Raw genomic sequence first — 25279 nt, forward strand, 5'->3', positions numbered from 1 at the left:
CCTAATTACCACTCACGAGCGGGGTCAGGCGGTCAGTGCGTGCGGGTCACCGGCCACGGCGCGCGCGGAGAAGTTCCGCTGGGCACCGCGTTCGGCGGCCTTCTGCTTGGCGGCCTTGGCCTTGCCGGGCTGCACACCGTTGATGCTCTCGGTGCTCGTCGCGTAGACGCCGAGGGCCCAGGCGACGCCGTCGACGTTGCGGTCGAGCGCGACCCGGTCGATGTTGCCCAGGTTGTCGCAGGCCTGGTGGTAGCACGGGTCGAACGCGACGCCGGCCTTGCCACCCCACTTCGCCGCCTGCGCCGGGGTCTTCAGCACCTCGGCACCGGTGTCGAGCCCGCCGGCCGGGATGCCGACGGCGATGAACTCGCCGTAGTCCGAACGCCCGGTGAAGTCGGTGCCCTCGACGGACACCCCGCGCGCGGCCTGCATGAAGTCGACGAAGGTCTTCTCGATCTGCGCCGAGCCGTACGGGCCGGCACCCGCGCCGACGCCGTCGGAGTTGTCACCGTCGTAGGCGAAGTAGCCGGCGTTCGGCGAGCCGATCATGTCGAAGTTGAGGTACAGCGCGATGTCGAGCTGCTGCTCGAAGGTCAGCTGGTCGACGTAGTAGGTCGAGCCGATCAGGCCGAACTCCTCCGCGCTCCAGAAGCCGAAGCGGACGGCGTTGTTGACCTTCGGCGTGCTCCCCAGCTGCAGCGCGGTCTCGAGCAGGGTCGCCGAGCCGGAACCGTTGTCGTTGATGCCCGGGCCGGCCGGGACGCTGTCGAGGTGCGACCCCAGCATCACGACGTTGTCCTTGCGACCGGTCTTGGTCTCGGCGATGACGTTGTAGCTGGTCCGCGCCTCCTGGAGGGCCCGCAGCTCCAGCGTGACGTTCTGCCCGCCGAGCGTGGCCAGCTGCGCCCCCGCGGCCGCCGTCACGCCCCCGGTCGGGATCGCCGCGTTCTCCGGGCCCCCGAGCGTCCCGTTCAGCGCGCCGTCGGTGTTGTTGTAGACGATGGCGCCGATCGCCCCCGCGGCCGCGGCCGTCTGCTGCTTCTGCGCGAACGAGCAGCCGCCGCGCTTGATCAGCGCGATCTTGCCCGCGACGTCCGCGGTGTAGTCGGTGGCCTCGCAGCCGCTGGTGGCGTCCACGGCGACCACGGCGAGCGGGGCGGTGATGCCGCCGACCGGCGTCGACTTCGTGTACTCCATGGCGATGATCGGGACGCTCGCGCCGCCCGCGGTCAGCTTCTCGGCGAGGGTCTCCGAGTAGGTGAACGGGAACTCCTGGCGGGTCACCTGGTAGCCGGCCGCTTCGAGCTTGGTGGCGATGTACTCGGCGGACTTCTTGTGCCCCTCGCTGCTCGCCGCCCGGGTGCCGCCGTTGGTGTCGGCGATGCGCTGGAGGGCGATCAGGTGCCGGTTGACGCCGTTGACGTCGACCTTCTTGACGAGCTGCTTCGCCAGGGCAGGACCGTCGGGGAGGGTGTTCGCGGCGGCGGCCGGGGTCAGGCCGAGCACCAGCGTCGCGCCGGCGGCTATTGCCACCGGCGGCAGGATTCTCGTTCTAAAGAGTGACATGGTTGCTCACCTTTGTTCCATATGCGAGGTCCGTCAATGCGCCTTTCGGCGGGAACTTTCGCCGCGGTATACAGTCGACACATGTACGCGATCACCATCAGTGAGCCAGGTGACCCGGACGTTCTCGAGTGGACGGAGGTCGCGGATCCGCGGCCCGGACCCGGCGAGGTGCTGCTGGAAGTCGCGGCGAGCGCGGTGAACCGCGCGGATCTGTTGCAGCGCCAGGGCCACTACCCGCCGCCGCCCGGCGCGAGCGAAATCCTCGGCCTGGAATGCTCCGGCACGATCGCGGAACTCGGCGAAGGTGTCGAAGGCTGGACCGTCGGCGACGAAGTCTGCGCCCTGCTCTCCGGCGGCGGCTACGCGGAGAAGGCCGTCGTCCCGGCCGGGCAGGTGCTGCCGGTGCCGGGTGAGGTGGACCTGCTCACCGCGGCCGCGCTGCCCGAGGTGGCCTGCACGGTGTGGGCGAACGTCGTGATGCACGCCAACCTCACCGAGGGCGAGGTGCTGCTGGTCCACGGCGGCGCGGGTGGCATCGGCACGCACGCCATCCAGGTCGGCAAGGCGCTCGGCGCCACCGTCGCCGTCACCGCGGGCTCGCCGGAGCGGCTCGAAAGCTGCCGCCAGCTCGGCGCCGACATCACGATCGACTACAAGCAGGCCGACTTCGTCGAGGTGCTCCGCGAGGAGACCGGCGGCGCGAACGTCATCCTCGACAACATGGGCGCGTCCTACCTGGGCCGCAACATCGACGCGCTGCAGCAGGACGGGCGACTGGTGATCATCGGCATGCAGGGCGGTGTGAAGGGCGAGCTGAACGTCGGCACGCTGCTCGGGAAGCGGGCGTCGGTGTTCGCCGCGGGCCTGCGCTTCCGGCCGCCGGCCCAGAAGGCGGCGATCGTCGCCGACGTCCGCGAGCGGCTCTGGCCGATGGTCGCCGACGGCCGGGTCAAGCCGATCGTCGGCCAGGTCGTGCCGATGGCCGAAGCCGCGACGGCGCACCGCGTGCTGGAAGAGGGCAGCGTGTTCGGCAAGGTCCTGCTGGCCGCGAAGTCTTAACGCAGCTCTTCCAGGACCCGCACCAGCTGGTTGATCTCGAAGACGTTGGAGTAGTGGGCAAGCCCGATCCGCACGGCGCCGCCCACTTCTCCGACGCCGAGTGACGCGAAGACGCCGCTCGTGCCGTCATCGGCGAAGGCGCACAACCCCTGCTTCGCCAGGTATTCGGCGACCTCGGGCGCCTTCTTGCCGGCGACGGCGAAGGCGAGCGCGGGGATCCGGCGCATGGCGTTGCCGATGACCATGATGTGCCGCAGCGAAAGCAGTTCCGTGGACAGCTGCGCGAGCAGCCCGGCGTGGTAGGACTTCGCCGACCCGAGCGAGGTGACCAGCCGCTCGCGGCGCGAGCCGGTGGCCGCGTCGTCGAGGCCGGAGAGGTAGTCGATCGACGCGATCAGCCCGGCGAGCAGCGGGTAGGCGTGCGGGCCGAGCTCGAGGCGCGCGGCGCCGCGCGCCATCGGGTCGAGCGAGGCCGGCTGGATCCGCTCGATCAGCTCGGGATCGCGGAACACCAGGGCGCCCACCGACGGGCCGCCCCAGGCCTGCGCGGACACGACCATGACGTCGGCACCGAGCGCGTTGATGTCCAGCGGCAGGAACGGCGCGGCGTAGGTGGCGTCGACGACGACGAGCGCGCCGACCCGCTTGGCGAACTCGATGATCGTCGGCACGTCCGGCCGGGTGCCGACGGAGCCGGACGCGAGCGTGACGGCGACGGCCTTCGTGCGCGCCGACACGAGCTGCTCGTACTGCCACGCGGGCAGCTCGCAGGTCTCGATGTCGATTTCACCCCAGCGCACGCTGGCGCCGACCCGCTTGGCCGCGCGCTGCCAGGGCGCCAGGTTCGCCTGCTCGTCGAGCCTCGACACGACGAGCTCGTCGCCGATGGTCCAGCGCTCGGCGAGCGCGTCGACGAGCCGACGCAGCATCACCGGCGCGCTCGGCCCGAGCACGACGCCGGCCGGGTCGGCACCGACCAGGTCGGCCAGGGCCCGGCGGGCCGCGGTCACGATGCTTTCCGCGCGTTGTGAGGCCGGAAACGCTCCGCCCGGCCCGGACACCGGGGCTCGCATCGCCGTGGAAACGGCCGAAGCGACCTGTTCCGGGACCAGCATTCCGGCGGCGCCGTCGAAGTGAATCCAGCCGTCACCCAGCGCGGGAAAGAGCCCACGGATACGAGCGACGTCGAACGCCATGGGGACACCGTACGGACGTGCGGTTTCGCCGTGCGTCCGGGGTTGGGTGGAGAGCCACCGGGAACCCCCGGAGCCGCTACGCTCGGAGACGGACACCCCGTGGGTGTCGCGGAGCGTGTCGAAGGCAAGCCAGGATGGAGCACATGACCGAGCCGAACTTCACAGCGGGTGACCCGGGCCAGGAATCTTCACCCCACGTGGTGGTCGTCGAACCGGACGGCACGCCGGTGGGAGCCACCCAGCTGCCCTCCCCCGACGCCGACCACGCCGAGTCGGTCGGTGACCTCGTCGAAGAGCCGGCGAAGGTGATGCGCATCGGCACGATGATCAAGCAGCTGCTGGAGGAGGTCCGCGCGGCCCCGCTGGACGACGCGTCCCGCACGCGGGTGCGCGAGATCCACCAGACGTCGATCCGCGAGCTCGAGAAGGCGCTGGCACCGGAGCTGCAGGACGAGCTGGAGCGGCTGGTCCGCCCGTTCACGAACGACTCGACGCCGTCGGACGCGGAGCTGCGGATCGCCCAGGCGCAGCTGGTGGGGTGGCTGGAGGGGTTGTTCAGCGGGATCCAGACGGCCCTGTTCGCCCAGCAGATGGCGGCCCGGGTCCAGCTGGAGCAGATGCGGCGTGGCCTGCCGGCGGGTCCCTCGGGGGCCGCTGGGCACGGGCTTGAGCACGGACCGGGCATCTCGGGAACGGGCCAGTACCTCTGACGGTGGTTGTCCACAGACCGGAGGGCCTGTGGACAACCCCTGTGGACAACTCGCTTCTGGCGGAATTTGTCCGGAGGCGCCGGTAGACTGGACTTGGGCACGCCCCCTTGGGAGGGCGGGGGAGATTTCCGGCCCCTGAGCTGGTCCGCAGCCGATCAGAGCCGTGGGCGGACTGCCGGTTCGTCGACGAGACTCAGCCCGTCACCTCGCGCCGTGCCGCGACATCCTCTTCCAGGCGGGCCAAGCGCTCTTCGTACTTCGAAATCGCGGCCAGCCGCGCCCGGATGCGGGCGTGCTCGGCGCGGACCTCTTCGGCCTCGTCCGGGGCGTACTCGAGCCGCTCCGCGAGGCGGGCCACCGAGCCCGGCCGCTCGAACGCGGCGATGCGCGTTTCCAGAGCGGCCAGGTGCGGCGCCAGCCGGCGCTGCTCGTCGTAGAGCCACTTCACGTGGCCGTCGAGATCCTGCGTGGCCTGTTCGACGTCCCGCCGCAGCTCGGCGACGTCCGCGTGCAGCCGGTCGAGTTCGGGCTGCATCCGGTCGGTCGCGATCTGCTCGATCCGGGGCCGCAGCCTCGCCATCACCGGCCGCCAGGCCATGCCGGCGAGCGCTTTCGCCCGTGGAACCACCACTCCGCGAATGTCACTCACTGTACGATCTCGATTCTTCCGGAGTCACGCCAAGTGCGCAGCAGCTTCGATTCCGCGTGCAGCCGGTGTTCCGCCGTCACCCCGACCTTGCTGCCCCAGGCGTGCTCGAAGTCGGTCTGGTCCGGCCGTTCGATGATCGAGACCCCAGTGAGGCGCACCAGCGCCTTGGGGAAGAGCTGGCGGCACAGGTAGGTCACCAGAGTGCCGGTCGTGGCCCAGACGTGCTCGTCCGCCGAAAGCCCCAGGAGCTTCGACAGCGGCAGCACGAACTGCCGGTTCGAAACCGGCACGAACCCCAGGTCGGCAGGCCACCAGTCGGGCAGCGTCTCGGGTTCCCAGAACAGCCGACCCGGCTCGGCGAGCAGGTAGAGGCGGGAGGTGTAGTCGGCGAACGTGTACGGCGAGACGACGACCCCGCGGTGGATCACCACGACGTCGGTGCGGCGGCCGTAGGCCGGCTCGGCCTCCGGCTCGTCCAGCGCGAAGGTCGTCATGCGGAAGACGAGGTCGCTGCCGTCGATCAGTGCGGCGCGCTCGGCGCTGGGCGCCATCGGCGCGTTCCCCACCACCGCGATCGTCTCGACACGCTGCCCGCGGGCGTAGGCGGTCAGGAGGTCACGGAGCATGCGGCCGATGCCACCTTCGTCGAGTTGCACGGACGCTTCGCCCGCCAACTGAGTCCGATTCATCGCTCCCCCATGGCAACGGTGTCCGGGGCCGCCGTCAGCGGGCAGCCGAGCAGACGGACAATAGCCGACAGACCACTGTCGTTACCCGGAAGGGGTGCTCTGTGACCGCGCTGGCCATCGTCCCGGCGAGGGGTGGCTCAGTCGGGCTGCCGGGCAAGAACCTGGCGCCTTTCCGAGGCCGTCCGCTGGTCGCGCACACCGTGTACACCGCCGTCGCGGCCGGGATCGCCGACGTCGTCGTCACCACCGACGACGCCGCCATCGCCGCCGCGGCCGAGGCGGAGGGGGCCCGGACCGTCCGGCGGCCCGCCCACCTCGCGGAGGCGACCAGCCGGACCCTGCCCGCGGTCACGCACGCGATCGACACGCTCGGCGTTCCCGATTCGACGCTCGTCCTCCTGCTTCAGCCCACGTCGCCGCTGCGGACGGCCGAGGACATCGCCGAGTGCCTCGAGATCCACGCGGACCGGCCCACCGGCTCGGTCGTGCAGATGTGCCGCTCGACCGACCACCACCCGCTGAAGGTGTGCTTGGAGACGCCGGACGGCGGGATCGCCCCGGTCCGGGACTGGGCCGACCTCGAAGCGCCCCGGCAGACGCTGCCCGTCGTGCTGCGCCCCACCGGTGGCATCTACCTCGTCCGGGCCGGCGACCTCCGCCGGTACGAGCGGTTCTTCATCCCCGAGGTGCGGCCCCAGTTCGTGCCGGCCGAGCGGGCGATCGACATCGACTCCGCCGCCGATCTCGTGCTGGCCGAGCAGCACGCAGGCGGCTAACGGTCCACGAAGGCCTTGTACAGCGAAGGGCGCCAGATTTCCTCGCCTTCGAGGAGGTCGATGATCCGGCGGTGCGCGCCCGGCTCGCCGAACTCGGTGTGCGGCTCGCACCGGCCCATGGCGCGGGCCTTCCCGATCCCCGCCGTGACGGCTTCGGCGGTGGGTTCGACCGACAGCACGCTGGGCGCCATCGCCCGGTTGCGCTGCCGGGTACCGACGGTGACCGACGGGGTGCCCAGCACGGGCGCCTCCCGCACCCCGGCGCTCGAGTTGCCCAGCACGACGGCCGCGTTCTTCATCAAGGTGACGAAGTACTCGAACCGCATCGACGGCAGCCGCACGAACCGCGGACCTTCGAGCCGGTCGAGCTCACTCCTGATCTCGCGGCAGCCTTCGTCGTTGTTCGGGTCGATGACCACCCAATTGCCCTCGGTGCGCACGGCGTCGACCACGGCCGCCGCGTTGCGCCGGTTGAGGTCGCGCTCGGTCGTCACGGGGTGCAGGGCGAGCAGGCCGTAGTCGGTGAACGGGATCTCGTAGTGGCGCCGGACCTCGTCGAGGTCGGGCAGCCGTGCCGACGTCAGGACGTCGACCTCGGGACTCCCGACGACGAAGATCCGGTCTTCCTCCTCGCCGAGCTGCAGGAGCCGGCGCCGGGCCGTCTCGTTGGCGACCAGGTGCACGTGGGCGTGCTTCGACAACGAGTGCCGGATGACGTCGTCGATCGTGCCGCTGACCTCGCCACCTTCGATGTGCACGACCCGCACGTTCGCCAGCGACCCGACGATCGCGCCCGCGAGGGCTTCGACGCGGTCGCCGTGCACGACGATCGCGGCGGGCTGCTCCTCGTGCACCAGCCTGGCCAGCGCCTGGACGGTGTTGGCCAGCACGAGCGCCATCGGCTCGTCTTCGATCTGGTTCGGGATCAGGTGCAGCCGTTCCAGTCCGGCCAGTTCGATCTCCCGCACCGTGTAGCCGTAGCTGCGCAGCATGTGCATGCCGGTGACCACGATGCGGGCGGACAGCACCGAGCTCTTCTGCACGGCGAGCATGACGTCCCGCAGCTTCCCGAAGTCGGCGCGGGTCCCGGTGAGGAAGAGGACCTCACGCCGCCCGGCCTCAGCCAAGGTCCGCCCAGCTCACCTGCGTGTTCGCGGGCAGCGCCCGCGTGACGGCCCGGCCGAGAAGGCTGTCGAAGTCCTTGGCCTTGATCTCGCCGGTGCCCGGGCGCTTGACCCAGATGTTGTCCGTGGTCAGCGCCTCACCCTCGGCGACGTCCTTGGTGGTGACGACGCAGGCGTAGGCGAAGTCGATCGTCGGCTGTTCCTCGGCCAGGATCTGCTTCGAGCCGCCCCGGGACGCGTGGATCAGGCGCGAACCCTCGACGAGCTGCTTGAACTCGGCGGGCGTCGACGAGACCGGGATGTCCGGACCCGGCCAGCTCATGTCCGAGGTGAAGTGCCGCTCGAGCACCGAAGCGCCGAGCGCGACCGCGCCCAGGCACGGGTAGATCGTGGTGGTGTGGTCGGAAAGTCCGAGTTCGGCGTCCGGGAAGGCGGCGTGCAGCTCGGCGATCGCGCCGAGCCGCACCTGCTCCGGCGGCGTCGGGTACAGCGACGTGCAGTGCAGCAGCGCGAAGCCGACGCCCGCGGCCCGCAGGATCTCGACGGCCGGGGTGATGGACGCGATGTCGTTCATCCCGGTCGAGAGGATGACCGGCTTGCCGAACGAGGCCACGTGGCGGATCAGCGGGTAGTTGTTGCACTCCCCCGAGCCGATCTTGAAGCCCTCGACCCCCAGCTCCGCCAGCCTGTCCGCGGCCGCGCGGGAGAACGGCGTCGACAGGAAGACGAGCCCGCGCTCCTCGGCGTGCGCCTTGATCTCGCGCTCGTCCTCGGCGGTGAGCGCGACGCGGTTCATCATGTCCCAGATCGGCTCGTCGGCGTTGCCGGGCACGACGTCGTTCGGGATCATCTCGTCGTCGACCACGTGGGTCTGGATCTTGACGACCTGGACGCCGGCGTCCGCGGCGTCGTCGACCATCTTGTGCGCCTTCTTGGGGTCGCCTTCGTGGTTGATCCCGATCTCGGCGATCACGAGAGGGGGGTGGTCGGCACCGACCGGGTGCTCGCCGAGCATGAACATGGAAACCTCCGGGTCGCTGCGTGGCTGCGGTCCGTCCCCGACCCTATCCCGTGGGCCGACCGGCCTGGTCCCGCCCGACGCCAGTGCCCTGTCAAGGGCGCCGCGACTCCATCGGTACCCTCGTCCACGTGCATGCCACCAGCACGGTTCAGGCCGCGGACTCACCCGTAGCGACGTCGGCGCCCCCGACGTCGGACAGCAAGACGTTCGCGCGTGCCTTCGCCGACATCAAGGCCGGTTTCCGCGCCCGCGCGCTCTGGGGTCACCTCGGCTGGCAGGACATCAAGCAGCGCTACCGCCGCTCGGTGATCGGGCCCTTCTGGATCACCATCAGCCAGGCCGTCATCGCGCTGGGGCTCGGGCTGCTGTACTCGCAGCTGTTCAACTCGCCGATCGAGGTGTTCCTGCCCTACCTGTCCACCGGCTTCATCCTGTGGGGCTTCATCAGCGGCTGCCTCGCCGAGGGCATGGAGACGTTCATCTCCAACGAGGGGCTGATCAAGCAGCTCCCGGCGCCATTGAGCGTGTACATGCTGCGCACGGTGTGGCGCCAGACGCTGCTGCTGGCGCACAACATGATCGTCTACGTCGTGATCCTGGTGATCTTCTTCTCGGCGCTGGACAACAAGTATTCGCTGGGCTCCCCGGATGGCCTGTGCCACGCGGACCTGTACTGCCACCCTGGCCTGAGCTGGAACATCCTGCTCGCGATCCCCGGCTTCTTCCTGCTCGCGCTGAACGCCGGCTGGGTGACGCTGCTGCTGGGCATCATCTCCACCCGGTTCCGCGACATCCCGCAGGTCATCAACTCGCTGATCCAGCTGTTGTTCTACGGCACGCCCATCGTGTGGCCGGTCGACCAGCTGCTGTCCGGCGGGACGCGCGCGAGCATCTCGTGGGTGCTGCCGATCATCCAGGCGAACCCGCTGTACCACTTCATGCAGGTGGTCCGGGCGCCGCTGATCGGCCAGTCGTTCACACCGGGCAACTGGATCGTGGTCGGCTCCATCACCGTCGTCGGCTGGGCGCTCGCGCTCGTCGCGATGCGCAACTACCGTGCCCGCGTCTCCTACTGGGTGTGACACAAAATGGTCAGCATTGACGTCCAGAACGCCTTCGTCGACTTCCCGATCTTCGACGCGAAGACCCGGTCGATGAAGAAGAAGGTCCTCGGCAAGGTCGGCGGCAAGATCGGCACGGACACCAAGGTGCCGATCATCGAGGCCCTGCACGACGTGACCCTGAGCCTCCGCGAAGGCGACCGGGTCGGCCTGGTCGGGCACAACGGCGCCGGCAAGTCCACGCTGCTGCGGCTGCTGGCCGGCATCTACGAGCCCACCCGCGGCTCGTCGCGGATCCAGGGCAAGATCGCCCCCGTCTTCGACCTCGGCGTCGGCATGGACCCGGAGATCTCCGGCGAAGAGAACATCATCATCCGCGGCCTCTTCCTCGGCATGACCGCCAAGGAGATGGAGAAGCGGGTCGACGACATCGCGGAGTTCACCGAGCTCGGCGACTACCTCCAGATGCCGCTGCGGACGTACTCGACCGGTATGCGCGTGCGGCTGGCGCTGGGCGTCGTCACCTCGATCGACCCCGAGATCCTCATCCTCGACGAGGGCATCGGCGCGGTCGACGCGGCGTTCCTCAACAAGGCGCGCGACCGGCTCAAGGACCTCGTCAAGCGGTCCGGCATCCTGGTGTTCGCCAGCCACTCCGACGAGTTCCTGTTCGAGCTCTGCGACTCGGCCATCTGGATGGACGAAGGGCACCTCAAGCAACAGGGCTCGCTGCGGGACGTCCTCACGTCGTACAAGGGCCGCGACCCCTTCGAGAACATGAGCCAGGAGACCTTGGCGCGTTTCGGCGTCGAGCCGGTGGCGACGACGAACGGCGGGGAATGATGGCGAGCGAGACCCGGCAGCTGCCCGACGGCGCGGTCGTCGGCGTGGTCGTCACGCGGCACCGGCGCGAGCTGCTCGCGGACTCGCTGAAGGTCATCGCGGCCCAGACCCGGCCGGTCGACCACCTGGTCGTGGTCGACAACGGGCCGGACGACTCCGCGCGCGAAGTCGTCGAGAACTACCCGCTGCCGCACACGTACCTGCCGTCGCACCGGAACCTCGGTGGCGCGGGCGGGTTCGCGCTGGGCATGCTGCACGCGCTGTCGCTGGGCGCGGACTGGGTCTGGCTGGCCGACGACGACGGCCGCCCGGCCGACGAGAACGTGCTCGCCATCCTGCTGGCGGAAGCGGAAAAGCGGGACCTGGCCGAGATTTCGCCGGTGGTGTCGAACATCGACGCGCCGGACAAGCTGGCGTTCCCGCTGCGCCGCGGCCTGACCTGGAAGCGTTCGCAGTCCGAGCTGGGCACGGACTTTCTGCCCGGCATCGCGTCCCTGATGAACGGTGCCCTCTTCCGGGCGTCCACTTTGGACGTCGTCGGCGTGCCGGACCTGCGCCTGTTCTTCCGCGGCGACGAGGTCGAGCTGCACCGGCGGCTGGTCCGCTCGGGGCTGCCGTTCGGCACGTCGCTGAAGACGAAGTACCTGCACCCGGACGGCTCGGACGAGTTCAAGCCGATGCTGGGCGGCAAGTTCCACGCGCAGGACCCGGAAAACGAGGTCAAGCGGTACTACACGTACCGCAACCGCGGGTATCTGCTGTCGCAGCCGGGCATGCGGAAGATCGGCGCACTGGAGATCGTCCGGTTCGGACTGTACTTCGTGGGCGTGAAGCGGGACCCGAAGGCGTTCCTGCAGTGGCTGAAGCTGGTGCGGCAAGGTCGCGCCGAGAAGTTCTACCGCTACTGAGAAGGGGCCCCCGCCGGGGGCCCCTTCTTCGTTCGTCCTATTCGCCGATGACCGGCGGCGCGGTGCGCATGTCGGTGCCGAAGACCTCGTCGGGATCACCCTCGACCAGGTACGTCGGACGCGAGTGCTCGGTGTCCTCGTCACCCTCGCCCTTCTGGCCACGACCCAGACCGCCACCGGGCCCCATGCCCCCGCCGCGACCGGCGGCACCGGCGCCGAGACCGCCCATCCCGCGTCCCGCCGCCGCTTCGGCGGCACCGATCCCGCCCGGCCGGGCCGCACCCGACGCGGCGCCCGCGCCGGTCGCGTTGCCGGCACCCGAGCCGCCGGGGCCGAACCCGCCGCCACCGCCGCGCCCGCCACCGCCGCCGACCTTGGAGTTGTAGGCCTCGTCGCCGCCGAAGTTCATCCCGCCGCCCATCGGCATCGGGCTCATCGGCGGCATCCCGCCGAACTGCTGGTTCGGGTTCTGCGTCGAGGCCGCCGGGAGCGAGCCGGGCGTGAAACCGGACGGCGTGGTGGTGCCCGCGGGCAGGAGCCCCGCTCCGGTGGTCGAGCCGGGGCCGGAGACGTGCGCAGCCGACCCGCCCAGGCCGGGGACCGGCCCGGACACGAAGCCCTGGGAGGTGCCACCGGGCGTGGTCCCCGAGTTGCCGCCGGGCATGTTCACGCTGGAGGGGGTGTTGATGCCGTTCTTGTCGCCGGTGCCGTTGGGGTCATCGCTGCCCCCACCGGTGCTGAAGCTGGGCGGCGGCGCGAAGGCGGGCTGCTTGGAGGCGGCTTCGTAGAGGTTCTTGTCGTACGTCGCCATGACACCCGCGGCCTCGTCGTGCGCGGCCTGGCTGTCTTTCTGCTTCTGGATCGACTTGTCGACGTTGTCCGGCAGGCTGAAGGGGTTCGACGTGGCCCAGCCCGTGAACTCGTCCTTCCAGCTGAACGGGATCGGGGCGGGCATGGAGTTCTTCGCCGTGGCGGCGGCCTGCCCCTGGTCGTAGATGGTTTCCGAGGCCAGCTTGGCGTTCTGGGAGTTGGCGTCGGACCACTTGCCGAGGCTGGTGAAGTACTGCTGCGCGTTCTCGGCGGCGGAGCCTTCCCAGGTGCCCTTGGAGGCGTTGACCGCGGTGTTCATCGACTGGGCGAACTTGTCGAAGACCTGGTGGACCTGGTGGTAGGCGGTCGAGACCTCGGACACCTGGTCGACGTTGAGGTTGCTCTGGAGGAACGCCTGCAGCTGGGTGTGGTCCGTGCCCTTGTAGTCCGCATTGGGCGCGTTCAGCCCCGAGACGTACTCGACATCACGGCCCTTGGTGGCGTCGGCGACGTTCTTGTCGCCCATCTGCTGCGACTGGTTCTTGGCCTGCGCCTGGGCGATCCACTGCTGAACCGGGCCGAACAGCCAGCTACCGGGGTCGACGCCCTCTTCGGCCTTCTGCTGCAGGTAGGCATCCCGCTCGGCGGGCGCCATGTTCTGGACCTCTTGGGGCGTCTTGTCCTCGGTCTTCGGCGTCGAGCCCTGTCGCGCGCTCATCTGGGTCCCCTATCCCTTCGGCAGCCGCGGTTCGACAGCGGCCTTCGCGACCGCCTCGGCGATCTGACAGGCCTCGTCCGACGATGCGACCGCCGTCACTGCCACGTCCACGCGAGACGAATCACCGACGGCCAGCCCCAGCGTGCACCCGGGAGCGACGCCATCGGGCGATTCCTTCGCCTTCCGGCCGTTGATCTCCTTGTCGACGACCCCGCGGCCGGTATCTCTGACCTGATCGATCGAAGCGTCGTCGCGGACGTTCGCACCGATCACCATGGACTTGTCGCTCGCTGAGGCGATCTGCTTCTGGTAACTGCACGACCGGGCCGTCCCGATCTTGCCGTTCTCCGGCGCGTCGAACTGGCCGTAGGTGCTCAGATCGCTCATTTCGAGTAGCGAGCAGGGGTCAGTGATCGACTGCGTTCCGCCGCCGCCCGAGGACGAACTCTCCGGCGTCTTCGACTCGCTGGCCGACGGTGGCTGCGCCGGTGAGGGCGTGCCACCTTGGGTAGTGGTGCACCCGGTCAGCAGAGCCCCGCCGGCGACGAGCGGGAGAACGACACGAATGAGAAGTTTCGTCATTACCTCAGGCCTGCTTGGTCTGGAGAGCGGAGAAGGCTTGGTCTTCGGTTTGCGTGTACAGGCCCGAGGCCCTGGCCAAGGCTTGGTCGGCCTGCGTAGCAACTTCCCGAAGCTGCTCCAGCACTGCCCGCGCCGAACCTTCGGCTTCGGTGGCGCTCTTCTGGTCATGTGAGGCGACGGTCTGCCCGTACGGGTGATTGCCCAGCTGAGGGGCCTGGTCGAGCGCATACGTCTTGAAGCCGAGGCGATCAAGGTCCTTGATCAGGCCGGTCAACGCGTCCCGGATCGGCTTCACGCCCTCCGGGGTGATCTTGAAGCCACCGCTCGCAGCCGCGGCGACCAGCTTGTCGGTTTCCGCCTTGACGGACAGCACCGCAGCCGCCATACCCGCCGAAGAAAGCGGGTTGACGATGTTCGTGACCGAGCCGCCACCCCCGCCGTCAGCCATCTGCATCGCTGTTCCACCCCGAATCGCTTCGCCGTGCGTGTGCACCCGGAAGTCTACTAGCCGGGCACCCTCCGCCACGGCCGTTCACCGATCTTCACCTTCGACGCAGCCGCGCGGCGAGCGGTTCCGAACCGTCAGAACTGCCCTTCGAGCTGGGCGTACAGCTGCTGGGCCAGGCGGGCGTTGTCGGCCGGGGCGTAGGTGATCCAGCGCTGGCCGTCCGCCGCCGCCCGGGAGGACATCAGCCAGCGGCCGCTCGGGGTGTCGAACCAGGCGAGCGGGGGGAACGTGCCGGTGCGGGTCTGGGCGGTGAACTGGCCCACGCGCTTCTTCGGCTCCTGGAAGACGCGCTCGATCATGCGGAGCTGCGGGCCGCCGCCACTGCTCTGCGAGCGCGGGCCGGTGACGCCGGCGAACGGGTCGTACGCCTCGTCGCGGCGCTGGTGGCGGGGCTGCGGGGCCGGCCGCGAGATCGTCACCGACTGACCGGGCGCCGCCGGGGTCAGCGGGAGCAGGTCGACGATCGCCGGGACGATGCCCGTCGGGCGGACCTCCTCGAAGACGATGAGGTTCTCATCCTGGCGGGCGAGCACCGCGAACTGGCCGTCGGTCGCCACCCGCGCGAACAGGTGGCGGTCGCCCAGCTCGGCGGCCGCGCTGATGGTCACGCTGCCGCGGACGAACGTGGCCAGGGCCAGCTCGGCGTCCGGGTCGAGGCGGCCGCGGCTCCACAGCCCGCGACCGGTCAGGTCGCGGACGACGGCGTCGCGGATCATCGCGCGCTGCTCGACCGTCGTGCCGACGTGCGGGACATCGAACGGCGTCGGCGCGCGGCCGAGCCCGAGCTGTTCCAGCAGGATGTCCACCGCTGCCAGCGACAACGAGAACGAGTGCGGCATTCGCTTCCAACCCCCCGGGGTGCTTACGGCCTTTCGCCGAAAACGGTAGTCCACCCGACAGCTCCGCCCTCAGCGAACCCACTTGCCGGGCAAGATCGCCGCTGGTCCGATGGACGCATGGCTGACCCGAAACCCGCCCTCGTCCTGCACCTCGCCACCGGCGGCGAACCCCTGCTGTTCGCGCTGACCACCGAAGAATCCGGGAGGCTGGCGGGCAAGCTCACCCAGCTCGTCAAGGACGGCGCCGTCGAGACGGTGACCACCAAGGACCACTCGCCGGTCGCGATCAACTTCGCCCACGTCGCCGCCGCGTACGTCGACGACCTCGCCCGGAAGAGCACCGTGTTCGGCATGCACGGCTAGCACGGCGAAGGCCGCCTCACGACGTACGTGAGACGGCCTTCGCGAAGAACGTCAGAGCTTGTACAGGCGCTTCCAGTTCTCGCGCGAGGTGAGCTCGGGCATGGCCCGCTTGTACTGCTCCTGCACCGCCGCGCCTTCCTTGCGCAGCCGCTGGATGGTCCGCGCGCCCTGCTTGGCCAGCGCGAACATCTTCACCCGGTCGTAGGACCGGACGCGGACGCCTTCCTGGCTCGCGTCGGTGACGACCGCCGTGTCGAACAGCGCGATGTGCCACCAGTTCGCCTCGTCGATCGGCACCGCGCCGAGGCCGAAGCGGCTGCGGCCGAGGACCCGGTCGAGCACGCGCTTGATCAGCACCAGGCGCTGCATGCTGGGCCGCGGCGCGCTGTTGATGATGCCGATGTCGTTGGACGCGATGCCCGGGACGTCGGTCGCCTTGTGGCGCTTGGTCTCCGGGTACTGGTCGCGGATGCGGCGGATCTCCTTCATCGCCTCGACACCGCCGTCACGCAGGACCTCCGGGCCCTCGAGGAAGTCCTCGACGGCCTTGATCAGCGTCGCCGACAGGCCGTACTGCATGCCCAGCAGGTAGCGCACCAGCTGCGCGATCAGCACCCGCGAGAGCAGGTTCAGGTTGAACGGCGAGTGCAGCGCCGCGGTGATGATCGAGTTGCGCAGGTTGAAGTACCGGTGCCACTCGTCCCAGTCCTTCATGTGGAAGTCCGCGTGCCACACGCCCGCACCCGGCAACGTCACCGTCGGGAAGCCGTGCGCGCGGGCCCGGTAGGAATACTCGGCGTCGTCCCACTGGAAGAAGAACGGCAGCGGGTAGCCGGTGGCCTGGACGACCTCGTAGGGGATCAGGCACGACCACCAGCCGTTGTAGCCGGCGTCGAGACGGCGCTCCTGGCGGTTCGGCTTCAGCGTCTCCTCGTCCACGCCGAGCAGGTCGGCGGTGGACAGCGAGTGCTCGACCGGCTGGCCGGGCTCGAGGGTGTTGAGCCGGGCGTACTCGGCGCCGACGTGCAGCTGGTTCGGGTGGAACAGGTTGAGCATCTGGCCGCCGACGATGATCGGGTTGGCGGCGCGGTTGGAGAACGCCGTCATCCGGATCACCAGGTCCGGCTCGAGCAGGACGTCGTCGTCCATGAACAGGACGTTCGCGTGCTCGGTCGCGGTGTGCCCGGCCACCTCGAAGAGGCCGCGGGTGAAACCGCCGGCGCCGCCGAGGTTCGGCTGCTTGATGTAGTGCAGCTTGTCGCCGAGGTCCTTGGCGGCCTGCTCGAAGCCGTCACGCGACTCGACGAGGTCGGTGCCCTGGTCGGCGACGTAGATCGCGTCCAGCGTCTCCAGCGAGGAGACGTCCGCGGCGAGGGCCTGCAGGTTCTTCAGGCAGTCGTCGGCGCGGTTCATCGTGCAGATGGTCACCGCGGTCGGGCGGATCTTCTCCGGAGCGTCGACCGTCCAGCGGACCTGCTCGACGCGCAGCGTCTGGCCGCCCTCGGTCTCGAGGTCGAGCCAGAGCGCGCCGCCGTCGTAGAACTTGTCCAGCTTGCCGGTCAGCGACACCTTGGTCTGCTTGGCGTCCTTGACCTGCTCGGCGGCCACCACGCGGGGCTCGCCTTCGACGTCGGAAGCGCCCATCGACAGCAGGCCGGTGCCGGTGACGACGGCCTCGACCGAGACCTCGGTCACCGTCGTCCAGCGCTGCCAGTAGCTGGCCGGGAACCGGCCGAAGTACGTGTTGCCCGACACCTTGGAGGCGGGCTCGAGGGTGATCGTCGCACGTTCCCGCACGGCCGAGCCCCACTCGAGCTCGGCGTACAGGTCCTTGCTGACGATCGGGGCGGGGCCGGCGTAGAGCCCGCGCTGCGCCGTCAGGCGGCCCTGCGGAGTGTGCTCGGTGAACCGCGTCTCGGCGGCCGCGCCGGCTTCGGTGGTCGGCGCCGGGGTGGCTGTTTTACCGGGCATGGTTCCTCAGTTCTCCTTGGTCGACGGCTCGCGGAAAACGACCCACTTGAGCATCACGAAATTGATCACGGTGGCCGTGGCCTGCGACACGGCCCAGCACAGCGTGTGCTGCCACGCGGACTCCGGCAGCACCTGCAGCATGAGCTGGTTCACCCCGACCGCGACGAAGAACGTCACGGTGTAGAGCATGACGAACGAGCCGACCTGCGCCTTCCCGTCGCGGCGCCCGCCGGCGAAGGTGAACTTCCGGTTCAGGAAGAACGCCGTGGTCGTGCCCACGATGAAAGAGATAGCGCGGGCGACGTCGACCCACGGTGAGGTGGCCATCCCGGCCACCTGCGTCAGCAACGTGTAGGTGCCCAGGTCGACGAGGGCGCAGAAGCCCCCGATCAGGGCGAAGCGGATGAGCTGGCCCAACAGTCCGGGAGAGGACTGCGCAGCCGTCATGTCGGCTTGCGGATCGGTCGCCACCACTGCATTACCTCGATACTGAGTCACGGTCACCCGCGCGGGCGCTTGTGCCTTGATGCGCAAAGTGTAGAGATGAGCACTTCAGGGTCACGTTCCGGGCGTGGTTGGGCGTGGCTACCCTGGTCGGGTGACCCACGTACCCAATACACAGCGTCGCACGCTCATGGGCTGGGCGCGGACCGCACCGACCACGGCCGACGTGCTGACCACCGCCGACGTGGAAGAGATCGCGCGCGCCGTCGCCCAGGCGGGTGCACGCGGCGTGATCGCCCGTGGCCTCGGCCGGTCCTACGGTGACCCGGCGCAGAACGCCGGCGGCCTGGTCGTCGACATGACGGCGCTGAACCGGATCCACTCGATCGACCCGGACACCGCGCTCGTCGACCTCGACGCCGGTGTCAGCCTCGACCAGCTGATGCGCGAGGCCCTGCCGTACGGCCTGTGGGTCCCGGTGCTGCCGGGCACGCGCCAGGTGACCATCGGCGGCGCGATCGCCAACGACATCCACGGCAAGAACCACCACAGCGCGGGCAGCTTCGGCAACCACGTCGTGTCGATGGACCTGATCACCGCCGACGGGCAGCTCCGCACGCTGACCCCGGAGGGCCCGGACGCCGAGCTGTTCTGGGCGACCGTGGCCGGCATCGGCCTGACCGGCATCATCGTCCGGGCCAAGATCCGGATGACCAAGACCGAGACCGCGTACTTCCTCGCGGACAACGAGCGCACGAACAACCTCGACGAGACCCTCGAGCTGGTCACCGACGGCTCCGACGACAACTACACGTACTCGTCGGCGTGGTTCGACACGATCTCCACCGGCTCGAAGCTCGGCCGCGCCGCCTTCGGCCGCGGCTCGCTGGCCAAGCTGGACGAACTGCCGCCGAAGCTGCGCGCGAACCCGCTGAAGTTCGACGCCCCGCAGCTGGCGACGCTGCCGGACGCCTTCCCGAACGGCCTGGCGAACAAGCTGACCTTCGGCGCCATCGGCGAGCTGTACTACCGCAAGACGCCGAAGGCGGCCCGCGGCGTCATCCAGAACCTGACGGCCTTCTACCACCCGCTCGACATGTTCGGCGAGTGGAACCGGGCCTACGGCTCGAAGGGCTTCCTGCAGTACCAGTTCTCGACGCCGCTGAACGCGCACGAGCCGCTGCGAAACATCGTCCGGAAGATCGCCGAGTCGGGGCACGTGTCCTTCCTCAACGTCTTCAAGCGGATGGGCGAGGGCAACGCGGCGCCGCTGTCGTTCCCGCACCCGGGCTGGATGGTCTGCGTCGACTTCCCGATCAAGGCCGGCCTGAGCCGGTTCTGCCAGGAACTCGACGACGACGTCCTGGAGCTCGGCGGCCGGCTGTACACCGCGAAGGACTCGCGCACCTCGCCCGAGACGTTCGCGAAGATGTACCCGCGCCTCGAAGAATGGCGCAAGGTACGCGCTTCCATCGACCCCGAAGGCGTTTTCGCCTCTGACATGAGCCGGAGGCTCGAACTGTGATCGACGCGGTGGGCAACCCCCAGTCCCTTCTTCTGCTCGGCGGCACGTCCGACATCGCGCTGGCGATCGCCGAGAAGTACCTGGCCGAGAAGCCGCTGCGGGTGGTGCTGGCCGCGCGGCCGTCGCCCCGGCTGGAGGCGGCCGCCCAGCGCCTGAAGGACCGCGGCGCCGAGGTGTCCACTGTGGACTTCGACGCGAAGGACACGGCGTCCCACCCGGACGTGCTGGCCAAGGCCTTCGAGGGCGGCGACATCGACGTGGCGGTCGTGGCGTTCGGCCTGCTCGGCGACCCGGAAGAGGTCTGGCAGGACCACGCGAAGGCCGTCGAGCTGGCGACCGTGAACTACACGGCCGCGGTGTCGGCCGGCGTCGCGCTGTCGGAGAAGCTGAAGGCCCAGGGCCACGGCACGGTGATCGCGCTGTCGTCGGTGGCCGGCGAGCGGGTCCGGCGGTCCAACTTCCTCTACGGCTCGACGAAGGCCGGTTTCGACGGCTTCTACCTGGGCCTGGGCGAGGCTTTGGCGCCGTTCGGGGTGAAGGTGACGGTCGTCCGTCCGGGGCACGTCAAGACCAAGATGACCGAGGGACTCAAGGACGCCCCGCTGGCGCAGACGGCCGAGCAGGTGGCGGAGATCGCCGTCGGTGCGGCGCGCGCGGGCAAGGACCTGGTGTGGGCGCCGGCCCAGTTCCGGCTGGTGATGTCGGCGCTGCGGCACGTGCCGCGGCCGATCTTCCGCAAGCTCCCGATCTGACGGCCGCTCAGCGTCCCCCCACGGCGTGGGCGGGTACCAGGTAGAGGTTCTGGCTGCCCACCCACGGTGAGTCGATGTGCCAGCTCGCCAGGGCCGTCCGGGGCGGGGTACGGCGGGTGGTCGCCAGGACCAGGTCCGGGCTGATCGGGGCCACGCTGTGGTCGAAGTTGTGGAAGTTCGCTTCGAGCAACGCCCGGCCCAGGTCGTCGCTGCGGCGCTTCGTCTCGGTGATCGCCGGGTCGACCGCGCCGCGGTCGGAGAACTCGTCGACCAGCTCGCAGTCGCACGCGTACGCCAGTGCGCCGACCTCGCCCGCCGTCTCGACCTTGCGGCCGTGGGCGATCGCGGCCAGCTCGTGGCCGATCTCGCGGTACTCCGTCGTCGAAGCGTGGTTGCTCGTGATCGGCGCGAACTGGCGGGGCAGGCCGGGCAGCGCGTACACCGCGACGCTCGCCGCGAGGGCCGCTCCGGCCAGCGTCCACGTCGCGCGCCGGACCCGCTCCGGGACCGCCGCGGCGCAGGCGGTGAGGAAGATCGTCGCGCCGATGATGCTCGGCGCGTAGTACCAGTGGTAGGGCGGCACGCCCAGCCGGCTGTACGCCAGGTAGTGCAGGGCGCCGGCGACGGCGAGCGCCGCGAACGGCGTCAGGCGGCGGGCCGTCTCGGAGCCGCGGCGGTACTGGACGAGCCAGGCCGCTCCGGCCAGGGCCGCGAGCAGCAGCGGCAGGAACGAGAGCGTGGCCGCGGCCGGGAAGTTGCGCCAGTACAGCAGCGGACCGTTGGTGAAGCTGAACGGTCCCCACGACTGCTGGCTGATCTTGATGACGAGCGTGTCCGGCACGGCCGAGCCGAGCACCACCCAGCTGAACCCGAACCACGGCAGCGTGACGGCGAGGGCCGCGAAGACCGTCCGCCAGATGCCGGTCCAGAACTCGCGGCGGGCGGCGAACAGCACCGCGGCGATCAGCAGCAGGTCGATCCGGACGAGCGCGAGCAGCCCGACCACCACGCCCAGGCGGCCCGCCCGCCGCTCCCCCGCGTAGACCAGCGTCCACACGACGCCGGTGGCGCCGAGCGCCACCTCCAGCCCGATCGAGGACAGCAGCAGTGGGTTGACCAGCAGCAACGCGAACGTCAGCGGCGCGAACGCCGGCGGCAGGCCGGTGCGCTCGCCGAGGCGGCGCAGGCCCAGCACCAGCAGCACCTGGGTGGCGACGAACACGACCCCCGCGGCGAGAACGGCGTCGCGCACGACGAACGTGACCGCGCCGAGGGCCAGGACGTTCAGCGGGGAGGTCGCGGTGTTCGCCGTCCCCTGTTCGATCAGGCCCCAGTGGCCGTGGAAGGCGAGGTTCTTCGCGTAGGACAGCGTGATGTAGGTGTCATCGATGAGATGGCTGCTGACCAGGGCGAACACGAGGGCGGAAGCGGCCGCGGCGCCCGCCGGCAGGGCCCACGAACGGGCGGCGGGGATGGCCGCCGGCAGCGCGCGGACGGCTTGGGGAGCTTCTGCGGAGGCGCTTCGCATCCCGGACACCGTACCTCGCTCGTGATGCTTCTGTGATCTGAGCGAGGTACGGGTGGCCGAGGCCACAGTCGGGAGTCAACAGTCGGGACTCGACAGTCGAGGATCAGATGCCGTCGCCGGAGCCGTTCCCGGCACCGGGGCCGGCGTTGCCGCGGCCGCCGAAGCCGGGACCACGGCCGTCGAAGCCCTGGTTGGGGCCGTCGTACTGGCGGTGGATGCCGGGCCGGCCGTCGCGGGGGCTGTGGTGGCTCGCGGCCGCGGCAATCCCGCCGACGATGCCCGCGCCGAGCAGCATGCCGAGCACGCCGACACCGACGAGCTGGGTGGCCCGGTGGCCGGCGAACCGCCGGAACCCGCCGGGCGGCCGCTGAGCGCCTTGGGGCGGGCCCCAGGGGGCGTAGGCCTGGCCGGGGCCGGGCTGCGCGAACTGCGGACCGGGCGGCGGCTGCTGCCCGTGGACAGCGGTCTGGTCGGCAGGGGTGGTGCCGGACGCCTGGTCGGCCGAGGTGCCGGACGCCTGGTCAGCCGCGGGCTGCCCGGACGCCGCAGGCGCCGCGGGCGCCGCGGGCGCCGCGGGCGCCGCGGGCGCCGCGGGCGCCGCGGGCGCCGCGGGCGCCGCGGGCTCGGACGCGTCGCTTTCACGTGAAAGTGACGCGTCGGGGGTGGTTTCGGGTGCCGCAGTGGGCTGGGTGGCCTCTGTCGAGTGCTCGACAGTCGGCTGCTCGGCTCCGTCCGGGGCCTTCTGCTCGCGCGGCTCGTCTTTCATCGTCGCTCCTGTGGTCACGGGGACGGGCGCAGTGCCCGCCCCCACCACCTCAGGGTGCGCCGCTCAGCTGTGCGTCACCTGAAACGAACCTGTCGATCCGCCATGAGAGCTCACAGGTAGAACGCCAGGAACAACGTGATCACCCAGCTCGCGCCCAGGACCTGCAGGATGCGGTCCTTGAGCGCGATCTCCTCGGGCTCGCCCGCGATACCGCCGTCGACGTCGACCGCGTAGCGCAGCACCGCCACCAGGAACGGCACCATCGAGATCAGCGCCCACACCGAATTGTGCTCGGTCTGGCGGATCTCGAACGCCCACAGGCAGTACGACATGATCAGGATCGCCGCCGAGGTCGCCCAGACGAACCGCAGGTAGCTGGCCGAATACTTCTTCAGCGACGAGCGGATCTTCGCACCCGTTCGTTCGAACAGCATGATCTCCGCGTAGCGCTTGCCCGCCACCATGAACAGCGAGCCGAACGCCGTGACCAGCAGGAACCACTGGGAAAGCGCGATGCCGCCCGCGACGCCGCCGGCGATGGAGCGCATCAGGAAGCCCGAGCCGACGATGGCCAGGTCGACCACCGGCTGGTGCTTGAGGCCGAAGCAGTAGCCGAGCTGGACGGCTTCGTAGACGCCCAGCACGACCGCCAGCTGCCAGCTGGCGAGGAACGACACGCCGAGGCCGGCCAGGAAGAACACGACCGCGGCCCCGTACGCGACGGGGACCGGCACGAGCCCGGCCGCGATCGGCCGGTTGCGCTTGGTCGGGTGGGCGCGGTCGGCCTCGACGTCGATGGCGTCGTTGATGAGGTAGACCGAGCTCGCCACCAGCGAAAAGGCCACGAAGGCGATGATCGCGTCGATCAGGAGACCGGTGCGGTCGGTCGACTTCGAGAACGCGAAGAACGGGGCCGCGAAGACCAGGACGTTCTTCACCCACTGCCGCGGCCGCGCCGTCTTGATGACGCCGCCGACCAGGCCCAACGGGCCACGTGACGCCGTCGGCTCGACAGCCTCCGGAGTCACGGCAGGTTCGTCGCTGCTGCGCTGCTCGGTCGTCTCGCTCATGGGTTCTTCTTCAGCTTCCGTCGTATGAGACCACCGACGAGCCCCCCGAGAGCTGCACCGGCCAGAACGTCTGTCGGATAGTGGACGCCGAGCACGAGCCTCGAGGCCAGCATCGGCGGTACCAGGGCGGGCACCAGGTTACGCCCGGTCAATCCGGAGTAGAGCACCGCCGCCGCCGTGGTGGACGTCGCGTGCGACGACGGGAAGCTCAGCTTGCTCGGCGTGCCGACCAGGACCTCCACGCTCGGGTGGTCCGGCCGGGCCCGCCTGACCACGCGTTTCACCGCGATCGAGGCGGCGTGCGCGCCGACGACACCCACCGAGGCGACCAGCCAGTCCTTGCGCCGCTCCTTGTCGACCGCGGCGCCGAGCAGGCCGAGGGCGAACCACCCGGCACTGTGCTCGCCGAAGTGCGAAAGGCCGCGCGCAGCCTTGACCGAAGCTTCACTCTTCAGAAAGCCCTGCGCCTTCGCCAGGACCGCCACCTCTCCGGTGGCCTGCCCCTTCTCAAGCATCGAGGGACCCGTCGAGCGGCGCGCCGTCGGTCAGGTGCGGGGCGATCTTGTTGTCGAACGCCGACAGCGCCGAGCCGATGGCCATGTGCATGTCGAGGTACTTGTACGTCCCCAGCCGGCCGCCGAACAGGACGTTCTTCTCGCGCGCCTCGACCTTGGCCAGCTCGCGGTAGGCCTCGAGCTTCTCGCGGTTGTCCGGCGTGTTGATCGGGTAGTACGGCTCGTCCTCCTCGCCCGCGAAGCGGGAGTACTCGCGGAAGATGACCGTCTTGTCCTTGGGGTAGTCCCGCTCCGGGTGGAAGTGCCGGAACTCGATGATCCGGGTGTACGGGACTTCCTGGTCGTTGTAGTTGACGACCGACGTGCCCTGGAAGTCGCCGGTCTCCGCGACCTCGGACTCGAAGTCGACGGTGCGCCAGGTGAACCGGCCCGCCGAGTAGCCGAAGTAGCGGTCCAGCGGCCCGGTGTAGACGGTCGGGGTGCCCGCCGGGATGTGCTCGCGGACGTCGAAGTAGTCGACGTTCAGCCGGATGTCGATGTTCTCGTGCTCGGCCATCTTCTCGAGCCACGCGGTGTACCCGTTGACGGGCAGGCCCTCGTAGGTGTCGTTGAAGTACCGGTTGTCGAAGTTGTACCGGACCGGCAGGCGCGTGATGATGTTCTCGCCCAGGTTCTTGGGGTCGTTCTCCCACTGCTTCGCGGTGTACCCGCGGATGAACGCCTCGTAGAGGGGCCGGCCGACCAGCGAGATCGCCTTCTCCTCGAGGTTCTGCGCGGCGCTCGTCTCGAACTCCGAGGACTGCTTCGCGATGAGCTCGCGGGCCTCGTCCGGGGTGTGCGACTTGCCGAAGAACTGGTTGATCAGGGCCAGGTTCATCGGGAACGAGTAGACCTGGTCCTTGACCCGTGCGAAGACGCGGTGCTGGTAGTTCGTGAACTCGGTGAACCGGTTCACGTACTCCCACACGCGCTTGTTCGACGTGTGGAACAGGTGCGCCCCGTACTTGTGCACCTCGATCCCGGTCTCCGGGTCAGGCTCCGAGTACGCGTTGCCGCCGAGATGGCTGCGCCGCTCGAGGATGAGGACCTTCTTGCCCAGCTCGGCCGCGGCCCGTTCGGCGACGGTCAGGCCGAAGAAACCGGACCCGACGACGACGAGGTCGTAACCTGCGAAATCGTCTTCAGTAATCTGTGCGGGGTTCGTGTGCGCGCTCACGGGCGTCGAGGGTACGCAGGTCGCTGACCCGGCCCGCACCCGACTATCACATTTCGGCCTACGACACACC

26 protein-coding genes are annotated in these 25279 nt (G+C 69.7%); 9 read left to right on the forward strand and 17 right to left on the reverse strand.

Annotated features, from left to right (window positions below; genetic code table 11):
• Positions 1-24: 24 nt before the first annotated feature.
• Positions 25-1566, reverse strand: a complete 1542-nt coding sequence (locus ACLJQF_RS06640) for a M28 family metallopeptidase (protein WP_410607300.1) — start codon at positions 1564-1566, stop codon at positions 25-27.
• An 81-nt stretch (positions 1567-1647) separates the two neighbouring features.
• Here ACLJQF_RS06640 and ACLJQF_RS06645 point away from each other — a divergent pair, with 81 nt between their 5' ends.
• A complete protein-coding gene (locus ACLJQF_RS06645; protein WP_410607301.1) occupies positions 1648-2625 on the forward strand; it encodes an NAD(P)H-quinone oxidoreductase in 978 nt (325 codons plus the stop codon).
• On the opposite strand, the gene ACLJQF_RS06650 is transcribed toward ACLJQF_RS06645, so the two are convergent.
• Positions 2622-3821, reverse strand: a complete 1200-nt coding sequence (locus tag ACLJQF_RS06650; RefSeq protein ID WP_410607302.1) for a cysteine desulfurase-like protein — start codon at positions 3819-3821, stop codon at positions 2622-2624. The genes ACLJQF_RS06645 and ACLJQF_RS06650 overlap by 4 nt on opposite strands.
• A gap of 134 nt (positions 3822-3955) precedes the next feature.
• Between ACLJQF_RS06650 and ACLJQF_RS06655 the strand changes: the two genes are divergently transcribed.
• Positions 3956-4531, forward strand: coding sequence for a bacterial proteasome activator family protein (locus ACLJQF_RS06655; RefSeq protein ID WP_410607303.1), 576 nt, complete (start codon positions 3956-3958; stop codon positions 4529-4531).
• 193 nt (positions 4532-4724) lie between these two features.
• Here ACLJQF_RS06655 and ACLJQF_RS06660 read toward each other — a convergent pair whose 3' ends face one another.
• Both ACLJQF_RS06660 and ACLJQF_RS06665 read right to left on the reverse strand, forming a co-directional pair.
• A complete protein-coding gene (locus tag ACLJQF_RS06660; RefSeq protein ID WP_410607304.1) occupies positions 4725-5162 on the reverse strand; it encodes a hypothetical protein in 438 nt (145 codons plus the stop codon).
• A gap of 14 nt (positions 5163-5176) precedes the next feature.
• Positions 5177-5806: a hypothetical protein gene (locus ACLJQF_RS06665; RefSeq protein WP_410607305.1), complete on the reverse strand. Its 630-nt coding sequence runs from the start codon at positions 5804-5806 to the stop codon at positions 5177-5179.
• A 164-nt stretch (positions 5807-5970) separates the two neighbouring features.
• Here ACLJQF_RS06665 and ACLJQF_RS06670 point away from each other — a divergent pair, with 164 nt between their 5' ends.
• Positions 5971-6645, forward strand: a complete 675-nt coding sequence (locus ACLJQF_RS06670; protein WP_410607306.1) for a cytidylyltransferase domain-containing protein — start codon at positions 5971-5973, stop codon at positions 6643-6645.
• On the opposite strand, the gene neuC is transcribed toward ACLJQF_RS06670, so the two are convergent.
• Both neuC and ACLJQF_RS06680 read right to left on the reverse strand, forming a co-directional pair.
• Complete coding sequence (neuC, locus tag ACLJQF_RS06675; RefSeq protein WP_410607307.1) at positions 6642-7772, reverse strand: UDP-N-acetylglucosamine 2-epimerase; 1131 nt, start codon at positions 7770-7772, stop codon at positions 6642-6644. The genes ACLJQF_RS06670 and neuC overlap by 4 nt on opposite strands.
• Positions 7765-8790, reverse strand: a complete 1026-nt coding sequence (locus ACLJQF_RS06680; RefSeq protein ID WP_410607308.1) for an N-acetylneuraminate synthase family protein — start codon at positions 8788-8790, stop codon at positions 7765-7767. Before ACLJQF_RS06680 ends, neuC begins: the two co-directional genes overlap by 8 nt.
• A gap of 128 nt (positions 8791-8918) precedes the next feature.
• Between ACLJQF_RS06680 and ACLJQF_RS06685 the strand changes: the two genes are divergently transcribed.
• The 3 genes from ACLJQF_RS06685 to ACLJQF_RS06695 are packed head-to-tail and all read left to right on the forward strand — an operon-like array spanning position 8919 to position 11602.
• Entirely contained in the window at positions 8919-9872 is a 954-nt protein-coding gene (locus tag ACLJQF_RS06685) for an ABC transporter permease (protein WP_410607309.1), read from the forward strand.
• A 6-nt stretch (positions 9873-9878) separates the two neighbouring features.
• A complete protein-coding gene (locus ACLJQF_RS06690; protein WP_410607310.1) occupies positions 9879-10694 on the forward strand; it encodes an ABC transporter ATP-binding protein in 816 nt (271 codons plus the stop codon).
• The gene (locus ACLJQF_RS06695) at positions 10694-11602 is read left to right on the forward strand and encodes a glycosyltransferase (RefSeq protein ID WP_410607311.1); all 909 of its coding nucleotides are present in this window, start codon (positions 10694-10696) and stop codon (positions 11600-11602) included. Before ACLJQF_RS06690 ends, ACLJQF_RS06695 begins: the two co-directional genes overlap by 1 nt.
• 37 nt (positions 11603-11639) lie before the next feature.
• Here ACLJQF_RS06695 and ACLJQF_RS06700 read toward each other — a convergent pair whose 3' ends face one another.
• The 4 genes from ACLJQF_RS06700 to ACLJQF_RS06715 form a co-directional block, all read right to left on the reverse strand.
• The gene (locus ACLJQF_RS06700; RefSeq protein ID WP_410607312.1) at positions 11640-13130 is read right to left on the reverse strand and encodes a hypothetical protein; all 1491 of its coding nucleotides are present in this window, start codon (positions 13128-13130) and stop codon (positions 11640-11642) included.
• A 9-nt stretch (positions 13131-13139) separates the two neighbouring features.
• The gene (locus tag ACLJQF_RS06705; RefSeq protein ID WP_410607313.1) at positions 13140-13712 is read right to left on the reverse strand and encodes a DUF3558 family protein; all 573 of its coding nucleotides are present in this window, start codon (positions 13710-13712) and stop codon (positions 13140-13142) included.
• A gap of 4 nt (positions 13713-13716) precedes the next feature.
• The gene (locus ACLJQF_RS06710) at positions 13717-14166 is read right to left on the reverse strand and encodes a hypothetical protein (RefSeq protein WP_410607314.1); all 450 of its coding nucleotides are present in this window, start codon (positions 14164-14166) and stop codon (positions 13717-13719) included.
• 128 nt (positions 14167-14294) lie between these two features.
• Positions 14295-15059 carry an ESX secretion-associated protein EspG gene (locus ACLJQF_RS06715; RefSeq protein ID WP_410607315.1) on the reverse strand — a complete coding sequence of 255 codons (765 nt, stop codon included), beginning with the start codon at positions 15057-15059 and terminating at the stop codon, positions 14295-14297.
• A 117-nt stretch (positions 15060-15176) separates the two neighbouring features.
• On the opposite strand from ACLJQF_RS06715, the gene ACLJQF_RS06720 reads away from it, so the two are divergent.
• Complete coding sequence (locus tag ACLJQF_RS06720; RefSeq protein ID WP_410607316.1) at positions 15177-15422, forward strand: hypothetical protein; 246 nt, start codon at positions 15177-15179, stop codon at positions 15420-15422.
• A 51-nt stretch (positions 15423-15473) separates the two neighbouring features.
• Here ACLJQF_RS06720 and ACLJQF_RS06725 read toward each other — a convergent pair whose 3' ends face one another.
• Together ACLJQF_RS06725 and ACLJQF_RS06730 are read right to left on the reverse strand one after the other, a co-directional pair.
• Positions 15474-17393, reverse strand: coding sequence for a glycosyltransferase (locus tag ACLJQF_RS06725; protein ID WP_410607317.1), 1920 nt, complete (start codon positions 17391-17393; stop codon positions 15474-15476).
• A 6-nt stretch (positions 17394-17399) separates the two neighbouring features.
• Positions 17400-17867 (reverse strand): GtrA family protein, encoded by a 468-nt coding sequence (locus ACLJQF_RS06730; RefSeq protein ID WP_410607464.1) that lies wholly within the window; start codon positions 17865-17867, stop codon positions 17400-17402.
• A 160-nt stretch (positions 17868-18027) separates the two neighbouring features.
• Here ACLJQF_RS06730 and ACLJQF_RS06735 point away from each other — a divergent pair, with 160 nt between their 5' ends.
• On the forward strand, positions 18028-19362 hold the full coding sequence (locus tag ACLJQF_RS06735) for an FAD-binding protein (RefSeq protein WP_410607465.1): 1335 nt from the start codon (positions 18028-18030) through the stop codon (positions 19360-19362).
• Complete coding sequence (locus ACLJQF_RS06740; protein ID WP_410607318.1) at positions 19359-20114, forward strand: decaprenylphospho-beta-D-erythro-pentofuranosid-2-ulose 2-reductase; 756 nt, start codon at positions 19359-19361, stop codon at positions 20112-20114. Before ACLJQF_RS06735 ends, ACLJQF_RS06740 begins: the two co-directional genes overlap by 4 nt.
• A gap of 7 nt (positions 20115-20121) precedes the next feature.
• Here the strand turns inward: ACLJQF_RS06740 and ACLJQF_RS06745 are convergent, their stop codons facing one another.
• The 5 genes from ACLJQF_RS06745 to glf all read right to left on the reverse strand — a co-directional run bounded on the left by ACLJQF_RS06745 (position 20122) and on the right by glf (position 25209).
• On the reverse strand, positions 20122-21642 hold the full coding sequence (locus ACLJQF_RS06745) for a hypothetical protein (protein ID WP_410607319.1): 1521 nt from the start codon (positions 21640-21642) through the stop codon (positions 20122-20124).
• A gap of 103 nt (positions 21643-21745) precedes the next feature.
• Complete coding sequence (locus ACLJQF_RS06750) at positions 21746-22408, reverse strand: hypothetical protein (RefSeq protein ID WP_410607320.1); 663 nt, start codon at positions 22406-22408, stop codon at positions 21746-21748.
• A gap of 110 nt (positions 22409-22518) precedes the next feature.
• Positions 22519-23478 carry a decaprenyl-phosphate phosphoribosyltransferase gene (locus ACLJQF_RS06755; RefSeq protein WP_410607321.1) on the reverse strand — a complete coding sequence of 320 codons (960 nt, stop codon included), beginning with the start codon at positions 23476-23478 and terminating at the stop codon, positions 22519-22521.
• Positions 23475-23993, reverse strand: coding sequence for a phosphatase PAP2 family protein (locus tag ACLJQF_RS06760; protein ID WP_410607322.1), 519 nt, complete (start codon positions 23991-23993; stop codon positions 23475-23477). Before ACLJQF_RS06760 ends, ACLJQF_RS06755 begins: the two co-directional genes overlap by 4 nt.
• Positions 23986-25209, reverse strand: coding sequence for a UDP-galactopyranose mutase (gene glf / locus ACLJQF_RS06765; protein WP_410607323.1), 1224 nt, complete (start codon positions 25207-25209; stop codon positions 23986-23988). Before glf ends, ACLJQF_RS06760 begins: the two co-directional genes overlap by 8 nt.
• Positions 25210-25279: the final 70 nt, after the last annotated feature.

This window comes from Amycolatopsis sp. lyj-109 (assembly GCF_046548995.1).
Classification (GTDB): Bacteria; Actinomycetota; Actinomycetes; order Mycobacteriales; family Pseudonocardiaceae; genus Amycolatopsis.

What these genes read in the sequence shown, in the direction of transcription:
- ACLJQF_RS06645 (WP_410607301.1), top strand. Translation starts at nt 1,648, where the DNA reads ATGTACGCGATCACCATCAGTGAGCCAGGTGACCCGGACGTTCTCGAG.
- ACLJQF_RS06690 (WP_410607310.1), top strand. Translation starts at nt 9,879, where the DNA reads ATGGTCAGCATTGACGTCCAGAACGCCTTCGTCGACTTCCCGATCTTC.
- ACLJQF_RS06750 (WP_410607320.1), bottom strand. Translation starts at nt 22,408, where the DNA reads ATGAAAGACGAGCCGCGCGAGCAGAAGGCCCCGGACGGAGCCGAGCAG.
- ACLJQF_RS06650 (WP_410607302.1), bottom strand. Translation starts at nt 3,821, where the DNA reads ATGGCGTTCGACGTCGCTCGTATCCGTGGGCTCTTTCCCGCGCTGGGT.
- ACLJQF_RS06720 (WP_410607316.1), top strand. Translation starts at nt 15,177, where the DNA reads ATGGCTGACCCGAAACCCGCCCTCGTCCTGCACCTCGCCACCGGCGGC.
- ACLJQF_RS06710 (WP_410607314.1), bottom strand. Translation starts at nt 14,166, where the DNA reads ATGCAGATGGCTGACGGCGGGGGTGGCGGCTCGGTCACGAACATCGTC.
- ACLJQF_RS06745 (WP_410607319.1), bottom strand. Translation starts at nt 21,642, where the DNA reads ATGCGAAGCGCCTCCGCAGAAGCTCCCCAAGCCGTCCGCGCGCTGCCG.
- ACLJQF_RS06735 (WP_410607465.1), top strand. Translation starts at nt 18,028, where the DNA reads ATGGGCTGGGCGCGGACCGCACCGACCACGGCCGACGTGCTGACCACC.
- ACLJQF_RS06680 (WP_410607308.1), bottom strand. Translation starts at nt 8,790, where the DNA reads ATGTTCATGCTCGGCGAGCACCCGGTCGGTGCCGACCACCCCCCTCTC.
- ACLJQF_RS06715 (WP_410607315.1), bottom strand. Translation starts at nt 15,059, where the DNA reads ATGCCGCACTCGTTCTCGTTGTCGCTGGCAGCGGTGGACATCCTGCTG.
- ACLJQF_RS06700 (WP_410607312.1), bottom strand. Translation starts at nt 13,130, where the DNA reads ATGAGCGCGCGACAGGGCTCGACGCCGAAGACCGAGGACAAGACGCCC.
- ACLJQF_RS06760 (WP_410607322.1), bottom strand. Translation starts at nt 23,993, where the DNA reads ATGCTTGAGAAGGGGCAGGCCACCGGAGAGGTGGCGGTCCTGGCGAAG.
- ACLJQF_RS06655 (WP_410607303.1), top strand. Translation starts at nt 3,956, where the DNA reads ATGGAGCACATGACCGAGCCGAACTTCACAGCGGGTGACCCGGGCCAG.
- ACLJQF_RS06695 (WP_410607311.1), top strand. Translation starts at nt 10,694, where the DNA reads ATGGCGAGCGAGACCCGGCAGCTGCCCGACGGCGCGGTCGTCGGCGTG.
- ACLJQF_RS06705 (WP_410607313.1), bottom strand. Translation starts at nt 13,712, where the DNA reads ATGACGAAACTTCTCATTCGTGTCGTTCTCCCGCTCGTCGCCGGCGGG.
- ACLJQF_RS06755 (WP_410607321.1), bottom strand. Translation starts at nt 23,478, where the DNA reads ATGAGCGAGACGACCGAGCAGCGCAGCAGCGACGAACCTGCCGTGACT.
- ACLJQF_RS06725 (WP_410607317.1), bottom strand. Translation starts at nt 17,393, where the DNA reads ATGCCCGGTAAAACAGCCACCCCGGCGCCGACCACCGAAGCCGGCGCG.
- ACLJQF_RS06640 (WP_410607300.1), bottom strand. Translation starts at nt 1,566, where the DNA reads ATGTCACTCTTTAGAACGAGAATCCTGCCGCCGGTGGCAATAGCCGCC.
- ACLJQF_RS06665 (WP_410607305.1), bottom strand. Translation starts at nt 5,806, where the DNA reads ATGCTCCGTGACCTCCTGACCGCCTACGCCCGCGGGCAGCGTGTCGAG.